The 10,344-nt window shown below is 66.8% G+C and carries 9 protein-coding genes and 1 pseudogene; 3 read left to right on the top strand and 7 right to left on the bottom strand.

Annotated features, from left to right (window positions below; all coding sequences use genetic code 11):
- Positions 1-11: 11 nt before the first annotated feature.
- From P2Q66_RS15255 to P2Q66_RS15240, 4 genes are all read right to left on the bottom strand, one after another.
- Complete coding sequence (locus P2Q66_RS15255; protein WP_275729444.1) at positions 12-1,487, bottom strand: rhamnulokinase family protein; 1,476 nt, start codon at positions 1,485-1,487, stop codon at positions 12-14.
- Positions 1,484-3,520 (bottom strand): bifunctional aldolase/short-chain dehydrogenase, encoded by a 2,037-nt coding sequence (locus P2Q66_RS15250; protein WP_275729442.1) that lies wholly within the window; start codon positions 3,518-3,520, stop codon positions 1,484-1,486. Before P2Q66_RS15250 ends, P2Q66_RS15255 begins: the two co-directional genes overlap by 4 nt.
- Positions 3,521-3,525: 5 nt before the next feature.
- Entirely contained in the window at positions 3,526-4,692 is a 1,167-nt protein-coding gene (gene rhaI / locus P2Q66_RS15245; RefSeq protein ID WP_079597517.1) for an L-rhamnose isomerase, read from the bottom strand.
- Between the two features lie 80 nt (positions 4,693-4,772).
- On the bottom strand, positions 4,773-5,120 hold the full coding sequence (locus P2Q66_RS15240; protein ID WP_275729441.1) for an L-rhamnose mutarotase: 348 nt from the start codon (positions 5,118-5,120) through the stop codon (positions 4,773-4,775).
- A 148-nt stretch (positions 5,121-5,268) separates the two neighbouring features.
- Between P2Q66_RS15240 and P2Q66_RS15235 the strand changes: the two genes are divergently transcribed.
- The gene (locus P2Q66_RS15235; RefSeq protein WP_275729440.1) at positions 5,269-6,300 is read left to right on the top strand and encodes a LacI family DNA-binding transcriptional regulator; all 1,032 of its coding nucleotides are present in this window, start codon (positions 5,269-5,271) and stop codon (positions 6,298-6,300) included.
- Positions 6,301-6,315: 15 nt separating this feature from the next.
- Here P2Q66_RS15235 and P2Q66_RS15230 read toward each other — a convergent pair whose 3' ends face one another.
- From P2Q66_RS15230 to P2Q66_RS15220, 3 genes and pseudogenes are all read right to left on the bottom strand, one after another.
- Positions 6,316-7,302, bottom strand: a complete 987-nt coding sequence (locus P2Q66_RS15230; protein WP_275729438.1) for an aldo/keto reductase — start codon at positions 7,300-7,302, stop codon at positions 6,316-6,318.
- Between the two features lie 230 nt (positions 7,303-7,532).
- On the bottom strand, positions 7,533-8,438 hold the full coding sequence (locus P2Q66_RS15225) for an alpha/beta fold hydrolase (RefSeq protein WP_275729447.1): 906 nt from the start codon (positions 8,436-8,438) through the stop codon (positions 7,533-7,535).
- Positions 8,329-8,655, bottom strand: a pseudogene (locus tag P2Q66_RS15220) (DUF1961 family protein); the annotation flags it as partial. The gene P2Q66_RS15225 and the pseudogene P2Q66_RS15220, both read right to left, overlap by 110 nt.
- Before the next feature lie 149 nt (positions 8,656-8,804).
- Between P2Q66_RS15220 and P2Q66_RS15215 the strand changes: the two are divergent.
- Both P2Q66_RS15215 and P2Q66_RS15210 read left to right on the top strand, forming a co-directional pair.
- Positions 8,805-10,055, top strand: coding sequence for a Gfo/Idh/MocA family oxidoreductase (locus P2Q66_RS15215; RefSeq protein WP_275729437.1), 1,251 nt, complete (start codon positions 8,805-8,807; stop codon positions 10,053-10,055).
- A 16-nt stretch (positions 10,056-10,071) separates the two neighbouring features.
- A partial coding sequence (locus tag P2Q66_RS15210) for a hypothetical protein (protein ID WP_275729434.1) occupies positions 10,072-10,344 on the top strand: 273 nt, incomplete at its 3' end.

The raw sequence follows: 10,344 nt of genomic DNA, 5'->3' as shown, positions 1-10,344 counted from the left end.
CTGTGCAGGACCTACAGGCGCGACAGCTCCGGGGTGAACGTCTGCAGCTGGTGTGACCGCACCACCAGGCTCCGCAGCTCGGTCAGTCCGCCGGACACCGCACCGGCCGCCCGGGCCTGCACCAGGACGTTGCCCAGGGCAGTGGCTTCCACCGGTCCTGCGATTACTTTCTTGCCGGTCACGTCCGCGGTGAGCTGGCAGAGCAGCCGGTTCTGGGAGCCGCCGCCCACCACATGCACCACGTCCACGGAGCGGTCGGCCAGGCGTTCGGCGTCACGGATGGTGCGTGCGTAGCCGGTGGCGAGGCTGTCCATGATGCAGCGGGTGATGGCGGCCGGATCGTTCGGCAGCACCTCGCCCGTGCGGCGGACCGCTGCCCGGATCCGGTCCGGCATGTTGTCCGGCGCAATGAAGTAGGGGTCGTCGGGGTTGATCTGCGGTCCGCCCGGGGGCAGCGCGGCGGCCGCTTCCAGCAGCGCCGGAAGCTCCGGCCGGAATCCTTCGGCCGCCCAGGTGCGCTGGCACTCGGACAGGAGCCACAGTCCGCCCATGTTGCGCAGGTAGCGGATGGTGCCGTCCACGCCGCGTTCGTTGGTGAAGTTCGCTTCCCGGCTGGCCTCGGTGAGGACGGGGTGCTTCAGCTCCAGCCCCACCAGGGACCAGGTGCCGGAGGAGATGTACGCGAAGTCCTCTTCCTGCGCCGGGACGGCGGCGACGGCGGAGGCGGTGTCGTGCGAGCCGACGGCCACCACTGTCGTGTCCTGCGGGAGCCCCACCTGGGACGCGATCTCCGGCAGGAGGACCCCGAAGGATTCACCGGGCTGGATCAGCGGCGGGAACAGGTCCTTCCGCAGGCCCAGGGCGGTGAGGAACTCGGTGGCCCACTCCCCCGCGACGGCGTCGAACAGGCCGGTGGTGGAGGCGTTGGTGGCCTCGGTCCGGCGCTGCCCGGTCAGGAGGAACGCGATCAGGTCCGGGATGAGGAGCGCCTGCAGCCCCTCCAGGTCCGGTTCGGTGGCGAGCTGGTAGATGGTGTTGAACTGCAGGAACTGCAGGCCGGTGGTGCCGTACAGCCGCGCGGGGTCCAGCTTCCGGTGTACAGGCTCGACGGCGGCTCGGCTTCGGTCGTCCCGGTAGCTGAACGGCTGGGCCGTCAGCTTTCCGCCGGCGTCAACCAGGCCGTAGTCCACGGCCCAGGTGTCGATGCCGATGCTGGCTACCTGCTCGCCCTGGGCTGCGGCGACGGTTGCAGCGGCCCGGAGCCCCTCAAGCACCTCCGCGAAGAGCGCGTCGAAGTTCCAGCGGAGGCCGCCGTCGATCTCCACAACACCGTTGGGAAAGCGGTGGACCACCTCGAGCTGCACAGCCCCTTCCGTCGCGGTGCCACCGGCAGCCACCCGGCCGAGGATGACCCGCCCGGAGGAGGCGCCGATGTCGACGGCGGCGAACACCTTGCCGCCGTCGACACCCTGAACCTGCCCGCTCATCGCAGGAAGGCTGCGGCCACTCCGGCGTCCACGGGGATGTGCAGGCCGGTGGTGTGGGACAGTTCGTTGCTGGTGAGCACGGCGGCGGCGTTGGCCACGTGCTCGGGCAGGACTTCGCGCTTGAGCAGGGTGCGCTGGGCGTAGTACTCGCCCAGTTTCTCCTCGTCCACGCCGTACACTGCGGCGCGCTTGGCGCCCCAGCCGCCGGCGAAGATGCCGGAGCCGCGGACCACGCCGTCGGGGTTGATGCCGTTGACGCGGATGCCGTACTCGCCCAGTTCGGCCGCGAGCAGGCGCACCTGGTGGGCCTGGTCTGCCTTGGTGGCCGAGTAGGCGATGTTGTTGGGGCCGGCGAACACGGAGTTCTTGGAGGAGATGTAGATGATGTCCCCGCCCAGGCCCTGCGCGATCATGACCTTGGCGGCGGCCTTGGCCACCAGGAACGAGCCCTTGGCCATGACGTTGTGCTGCAGGTCCCAGTCCTTCTCGGTGGTTTCCAGCAGCGGCTTGGAGATGGACAGGCCGGCGTTGTTGACCACCAGGTCCACGCCGCCGAATGCCAGGACGGCGGCGTCAATGGCGGCGGCCACCTGGGCTTCGTCCGTAACGTCGGCCTGGACACCGATGGCGACGTCCGGGCCGCCGAGCTCTTCGGCCACCTTTTCGGCGTTCTCGAGGTTCAGGTCGGCGATGACCACGCACGCGCCTTCCGCGGCGAGGCGGGTGGCGATGGCCTTGCCGATGCCGGAGGCGGCGCCGGTGACCAGCGCGATGCGGGTGGCGTGGGACTTCGGCTTGGGCATCCGGGCCAGTTTGGCTTCCTCCAGCGCCCAGTACTCGATCCGGAACTTCTCGGATTCCTCGATCGGGGCGTAGGTGGAGATGGCCTCGGCGCCGCGCATCACGTTGATGGCGTTGATGTAGAACTCGCCGGCAACGCGGGCGGTCTGCTTGTTGGCGCCAAAGGAGAACATGCCCACCCCGGGCACCAGCACAATGGCCGGGTCGGCGCCGCGCAGGGCCGGGCTGTCCTGGTCTGCGTGGCGGTCGTAGTAGGCCTGGTAATCCTCGCGGTAGTCCGCGTGGAGCTCGTGCAGCCGGGCGATGGAGTCCTCGATCGAGGCGTCGGCGGGCAGGTCCAGGATCAGGGGCTTGACCTTGGTGCGCAGGAAGTGGTCCGGGCAGGAGGTGCCCAGGGCGCCCAGCCGCGGGTGCTCGGCGGCTTCGAGGAAGTCAAGGACGACGGCGTCATCGCTGAAGTGCCCCAGCTGCGGCTTGTCCGTGGAAGCCAGGCCGCGGATCACGGGTGCCAGCGCTGCGGCCTTGGCGCGGCGCTCTGCCTCCGGCAGGGCGCCGTAGCCGGGCAGCTTTGACCCGAAGGGTTCGGCCTTGCCGTTGTCCCGGATGTACTTCTCGGCCTGTTCGATGATCCACAGGGAGTTCTGCTCGGCCTCTTCGCTGGTGGCGCCCCAGGCGGTGATGCCGTGCCCGCCCAGGATGGTGCCGATGGCCTGCGGGTTGGCTTCCTTGATCGCGGCGATGTCCAGGCCCAGCTGGAACCCGGGGCGGCGCCAGGGCACCCAGACAACCTTGTTGCCGAAGATCTTGGTGGTCAGCGCCTCGCCGTCCACGGCCGTGGCGATCGCGATGCCGGAGTCCGGGTGCAGGTGGTCCACGTGCGCGGCGTCCACCAGGCCGTGCATGGCGGTATCGATCGAGGGAGCGGCACCGCCCTTGCCGTGCAGGCAGTAATCGAAGGCTGCCACCATCTCGTCTTCACGCTCGACGCCCGGGTAGACGTTCTTCAGCGCGTTCAGGCGGTCCAGCCGAAGGACGGCAAGGTTTTCGGCCTTCAGGGTGCCCAGGTCCCCGCCGGAGCCCTTGACCCACAGCAGCTGGACGTCCTCGCCCGTGACCGGGTCCTTTTCGGTGCCCTTGGCGGAGGTGTTGCCGCCGGCAAAGTTGGTGTTCCGCTTGTCCGCGCCCAGGCGGTTGGAACGGGAAATCAGGTCTTCAACGGTCTTGTTGCTCATGCTGGTTATGCGCCCCATCCGGCTTGCTGGCCGCCCACGCGGTCCTCATTGATCTTCTTCTGGTAGCCGCTGGCCTTGAAGGCGGCCAGCGGGTCCGCGGGCAGGCCGCGGGATTCACGCCACTCGGCCAGGACCGGGCGGACGTCGGTGTAGAACGCGTCGTTGAAAACTGCGTTCGCTGCCAGGACATCCCCTGCGCGCTGTGCTTCGTTAAGTGCGGCCGTGTCCACCAACAGGGCGCGGGCAGTCATTTCCTGGACGTTCAGCACCGAGCGGATCTGGCCCGGGATCTTTTCTTCCAGGTTGTGGCACTGGTCCAGCATGAGGGCCACACCGGAGTCCTTGCCGTAGCCGCCGCCCCGGATGACCTCGTACATGATGCGGAAGAGCTGGAACGGATCCGCGGCACCCACGATGAGGTCGTCGTCGGCGTAGAAGCGGGAGTTGAAATCAAAGGAGCCCAGCTTGCCCAGGCGCAGCAGCTGCATCACGATGAACTCGATGTTGGTGCCCGGCGCGTGGTGTCCGGTGTCCAGGCAGACGAACGCCTTCTCGCCCAGGGCCAGGGTCTGGGCGTAGGACGTGCCCCAGTCCGGAACATCGGTGTGGTAGAAAGCCGGCTCGAAGAACTTGTACTCCAGCACCAGGCGTTGCTCGTCGCCCAAGGCTGCGTAAATTTCCTGGAGCGATTCGGCCAGGCGGTCCTGGCGGCCGCGCATGTCGTCCTGGCCCGGGTAGTTGGTGCCGTCAGCCAGCCAGATCTTCAGGTCCTTCGAACCCGTGGCGTGCATGATCTCGATGCAGTCCAGGTGGTGGTCGATGGCGCGGCGGCGCACCGTTTCATTGGACGAGGTCAGGGAGCCGAACTTGTACTCATCGTCCTGGAAGGTGTTGGAGTTGATCGTCCCCAGGCCAACGCCCAGGCCTGCCGCGTACTCCTTCAGTGCGGCGTAGTCATCCACCTTGTCCCACGGAATGTGCAGGGCCACGGTGGGGGCCAGGCCGGTCAGTTCGTGGACCTTGGCGGCGTCCGCCAGCTTCTCCTGCACGGTGCGCGGAGTGCCGGGGGTACCGAACACCTTGAACCGCGTGCCTGAATTTCCATAGGCCCACGAGGGGACCTCGATGGCAAGCTCCTCGAGCCTGCCCAGCGCCGTTGCTACGTCATTCATGATGGTTCTTTCCGGTGTCTGTGATGGGTCTGTTGTTGGTCGCCCCGCTGCTGGAGCCTGTTTGGGTCAGCCCGCGTGGTTCAGGAGGAAGAGGTTCCCGTGGCCGCGAGCTGGCTGTCGAGGTTGAAGACTTCTTCCATGACCTGGAACCCCTCGTCGGGCGCCTGGCCGGAGTCTTCGAAAAGTGTTGCCATTTCCGCCTGCCACCGGGCGTTCACGTCCGTGAGGGCCATGCGTGCCCTGGCCGCTTCGAAGTCGTCGCACTCCAGGTAGCCCACCAGGAGTCCGTCCTCCCCCAGGAACAGGGAGTAGTTGTTCCATCCGGCGTCCTTGAGGGCGCGGAGCATCTCCGGCCAGACGGCAGCGTGGCGGCGCTTGTATTCCTCCAGCAGCGCCGGCTGGACGGAGGAGCGGAAGCACACCCTCATCTGGAACTCTCCTGAACTCGCGAATCTTTGAATCGTTTCATTGTTACGATTCAAAGTACTCTTGAACGTGAGTAGGTGTCAAGCATTCCGGCGGGCAGTTTCGCGAGCTGCCGGGAGCACGGCACGCAGACCACCAGCACGGAGAATCATGAACCGCTCAGCCAGCATCAAGGACGTCGCCACCCATGCCAGCGTGGCCGTAGGCACCGTCTCGAATGTGCTGAACTACCCGGACCGGGTATCGCAGCGCACCAAGGAGCGGGTGCTGAAGGCCATTGATGAACTGGGGTTTGTCCGCAACGATGCTGCCCGCCAGCTGCGCGCCGGCCACAGCCGCACCGTAGGGCTGATTGTCCTGGACGTGGGCAACCCCTTCTTCACGTCGGTGGTGCGGGCCGCGGAGGATGCCGCGGCACTGAACGGCAGCGCCGTCCTGCTGGGCGACAGCGGCCACGACGCCGCGCGCGAAGCCAACTACATTGACCTCTTCCAGGAGCAGCGGGTCCAGGGCCTGCTGATTTCCCCCGTGGGCGATGTCACCGAGCGGCTTGACCTGCTGCGGGAGCGCGGCGTGCCCACGGTCCTGGTGGACCGGCTGGCCGATGAGTCCAAGTTCAGTTCCGTGGCGGTGGACGACGACGCCGGCGGGTACCTCGCTGCCCGGCACCTGCTGGACACCGGCCGACGTCGGCTGGCTTTTGTGGGCGGGCCCACGTCCATCCGGCAGGTGGCAGACCGCCTGCAGGGGGCGCAGCGCGCCGTGAAGGAGGAACCGGACGCCACGCTGGAGGTCCTGAACTCCGACGGGCAGAGTGTCCTTGCCGGCCGCAGCGTGGGAAACATGCTGGTGGAACGCGGCCGGGAGGATTTGCCCGATGGAATTTTCTGCGCCAACGACCTTCTGGCCCTGGGCGTCATGCAGTCCCTCACCATGACGCACACCTTCCGCATCCCGGAGGACGTTGCGCTGATCGGCTACGACGACATCGACTTTGCCGTCTCGGCGGTGGTTCCGCTGTCCTCCATCAGGCAGCCCACGGAGGCACTCGGCCGGACCGCCATCGAGCTGCTGACCGAGGAAGTTGAGTCGCAGAACCCGACGCACCGTTCGGTGGTGTTCACGCCCGAGCTCGTGGTCCGGCAGAGCACCGCTGCCGCCGGGGCGTCAACGGAGAGCTGAGCTTCCTCAGGCCGGTCAGGCCGGAATCAGTCCCCGCTCCTGAAGGTCCTGCCACAGCTCGCGGGGAACCTCTGCGGACATGCGCGCGGCGCTGTTACTGATTTGCTCCGGCCTGCTGGCGCCCACCGTGACGTTGACGACGGCGGGGTGGCGGAAGGGAAACTGGATGGCTGCGGTGGGAAGCTCAACGCCGTGTCCGCCGCAGACGCGTGCCAGCAGCCGGGCGCGCTCCAGGATCTCCTCGCTGGCTTGGGAGTAGTTGTAGTGGGCATCCGAAGGCAGGTCGGGTTTGGCCAGGATGCCGGAGTTGTAGACGCCCACGCTCACCACTCCGGTTCCCAGCTCCAGGCAGCGGTCCAGCAGCCCTGCGCCCGGGCGGCCATCGGATCCCGGCTGCTCCAGCATGGTGAACCTGCCGGCCAGCATCAGGAAATCCAGGTCCGCCGCTTCCACGCACTCCATGGCGGCGCCCGCAGTATTGGTCCCGACGCCGATGGCCCGCACAAGGCCTTCGGCCCGGAGCTTCTCCAGGGCCGGCAGCGCCGTCTTCACCGCATCTTCCATGCTGTACACATCAGGATCGTGCAGATAGGCGATATCGATGTACTCGAGGCCCAGCCGCTCCAACGACTGCTCTATGCTGCGCCTTGCCCCGGCTTCCGAAGGATCCCATTCACGCCGGAACTCGGCGGGGACGTCAAAGCCCTCCGGATCCCTGGCGTCCTTTGTTGCCGGCGACGGCACGAGGACCCTGCCCACCTTTGTTGAGACAACGAATTCTTCCCTTGGCTTGGCCGCCACGACCTGTCCCATGCGCCGCTCGGACAGGCCCAGCCCATAGTGGGGAGCTGTGTCGAAGTAACGGATGCCGGCATCCCAGGCGGCCTCCAGGGTCGCGGCAGCCTGCTCATCGGAAATAGCGCGGTACAGGTTCCCCACCCCGGTACCCCCAAAGCCAAGACGGCCAAGCTGGTCCCGCAACTGCCATTTGCCCTGGTTCATGGTCCTTCTTCCCGCACTCTTCGGCTCACGATGGCAGGAGCCTAAAGAGCGGGCATTGGTGCTGTCAACGAATGCCCGGGCCTCAGCTGATCCTGCGGCGGTGAATCGTGGAGACTAACTTTTCGGCATGGCTACGGGTGGTGCTTCAGGCCTAATAAGCACGTGCAGGGAGGGCCATCCGATCGGCTGAGCACGGAATTGTCATAACAGCGGCAGTACCGTGCTGAGGCTCAGATCATTGCAGCAATGTGGTCCACTGCTGTGGACAATGCCGCCATGGAGGCAGGACCGCCGTGCCCTTCGTCCTCGATAACGACGAGCCGGCTCGACTTCCAGCTTTGGTGCAAACGCCACGCCGTAATGGCTGGGCCGCTGATGTCCCGCCTCCCGTGGATAAGGTAACCGGGGATGCCGTTGAGCTCGTGAATCCGCGGGATGATTTCCTGGTCGCCGGCCAGGAATCCGTCGTTGGCCCAGTAGTGCGTCACGAGGAGCGCGAAGGTCATGCGCTCCCGTTCGTCGTCAAACAGCGGGCCCGGCTGCCAGTTCGGATCCAGCGAGATGTGCGTGGATTCCCAACGCTCCCAAGCCAGTGCAGCAAGCCGGGCATCTTCGCGGTCCTGGCCGGCAAGCCGGCGGGCGTAAGCCTCCACCACGCGTTCGCCCGGGGCAGCCCGGGCAGCGCCTGAAAATTCAGCCCATGCCTCAGGAAAGATGCGTCCCACTCCTTCCGTGATCCATTCAACCTCTTCCCGGCTGCTTGCTGTCACCGCAACCAAAGCGATGCCGAGGACCCGGGAGGGATGTTTCAGGGCATAAGCGAGGGCAAGCGTGCTGCCCCAGGAAGCGCCGGTGACGATCCATTGGCTTACACCGAGGTGCTCCCTCACAGCCTCGATGTCTTCGATCAGGGCGTGGGTGGTGTTCTCCGGGAGGCGGCCGAGATCGTCCTGGACCAATGGCGTGCTTTTGCCACAACCGCGTTGGTCCAGACCAATAACCCGGAACCGGTTGTAGTCGTGGCGTTTACGGTAGCCCCCTCGACCAAGGGAACCGCCGGGGCCGCCATGAAGGTAAAGGACGGGGATGCCCGTGGGTGCGCCGGTAGCTTCCCAATAAATTCTGGCATTGGGCACGTCCACCCAGCCGCTTTCTGTCTTCGAATGCCCGCCCGTCACCCCTCCACCGTAATGAAAGGGCTAGATCTTCTCCACCACTAGATTCCGGTACGCAGCCCGGAGCGGAGCCATCTGCCGAAAGCACGCCTTCCCCCGCCGCCGCGAAGAACAGCATGGCAAGGCCAGGCTCCGCGAGCGGCAGGAAATCCCAGCTGCTCCGGATGCCGTCCAGAAATTCCTCCGGGCAGGCTCAAGCGAGACTTTGAATCGTTACATTAGCTGGACGAGGGACCACTGCGTGGCGCAAACTGATTGATGGAAAGCGCTTGCTGGACCTCGCATGCGCCAGACTTTTGGTGCCCCCACCGGGCAGAATGGAGAACCATGGGAACGCCAGCTGGCACCGACGTGCCGGATGCACCGGCAGAAACTCCGGCGCCGGCAGGAGGACCGGCCGCCGCTTCCGCCGGCGGCAACGGCGGGACTGCCCGCGTTGCCCTGGTAGGTGTGCACGGCTTCGGCACCCACCACCTACGGAACCTGGAGCGCCTTCAGGCAACGGGCGCCGTCGAACTCGTTGCCGTTGCGGATCCGCAGCCGCCGGCACCCGGATCGGTTCCGGCGCAGGCTGCCGTCTTTCCGGGGCTCACTGAGCTGCTCGCGGAATCACCCGCCCTCGACATAATCATCGTGGCCACCCCCATCCAGACGCATGCCCCGCTGGCGCTGGCCGCCTTGGCCACGGACGCTGACCTGTACCTGGAAAAGCCTCCCGTGGCATCCCTGGCCGACTTCAACAGGCTGCGTGATGCCGCTGCCCTCGCCGGCAGGGGCGTCCAGATCGGCTTCCAAAGCCTCGGCTCGCATGCCCTGCAGGCCATCGAGGACCTGCTGGAAGCCGGCACCATCGGCACCCTGCAGGGCATCTCGGCCACGGGCCGCTGGGTACGCGACAAGGCCTATTACAAGCGCTCACGGTGGGCCGGAAAACGCAGCATCAACGGCGTTGACGTGGTGGACGGCGTCGCCACCAACCCCCTGGCCCACGCGGTGGCGACGGCGTTGAGGATTGCCGGTGCGCGCACCTTGGCCGACGTCGCCTCCGTGGAGACCGAACTGTACCGCGCCAACGACATCGAATCGGACGATACCTCCGTCATCCGCATCCGCACTGCGGCCGGCCTGCCCATCACGTGCGCACTCACAATTTGCGCCGCCGAGTCCGTGGAACCCTACGTGACCCTTCAGGGATCGGCCGGGACGGCGGTGTTCCACTACACCGAGGACCGTCTCACCATCGAGACGTCGTCCGGCCGGGCCGAGGAGACATTCGGCCGGGACGACCTGACGGAGAACCTCCTGGCACACCGGAACAGCGGCGCCCCGCTGATCAGCTCCCTCGTGGACAGCGGCGCTTTTATGCTCGTCCTCGAGGCCATCCGCACCGCACCGCTGCCCGCGCCCATCGACAACGCCTTCGTGCGGTGGGAGGGCGACGGCGAAGCAGCCCACGCCGTCGTGGTTGACATCGAGGAGGCCCTGGAGCGGGCAGGCCGGCAGCACGCCACCTTCAGCGAGCTCGGGCTGCCCTGGGCGGTCTCGGCCCCCACCGCGTTCGAGATCCCGATCTCCTAATGGTTCGAATTTCCTGATGGTTCCGACGCCCGACAGGACGCCCGCGCCGGGCAATGTGCACCTCGAGTGCACGGTCCCCGCTGGGGTCGCCGCGGTTGTCCGGCTGCCGTATGGCACGTACGGAGTCAAGGGCCCGACGGCGGATGCCGCCGTCGTACGTTCCGCTGCGGAAGGCGGGGCTGCTGCCGCAGCGGGCGGAGTGGATGCCAACGGCGGCCCGGCCGACAACGCAGCGACGCGCAAATTCCGGATCCATCCCGGCACCTGGACCTTCACGCCCAAGGCGGCC

Source organism: Arthrobacter sp. Cr_A7, from assembly GCF_029222765.1.
Lineage (GTDB): Bacteria > Actinomycetota > Actinomycetes > Actinomycetales > Micrococcaceae > Arthrobacter.
Note: the sequence above shows the minus strand (reverse complement) of the source record. Positions and strands in the feature narration are given on the sequence as shown.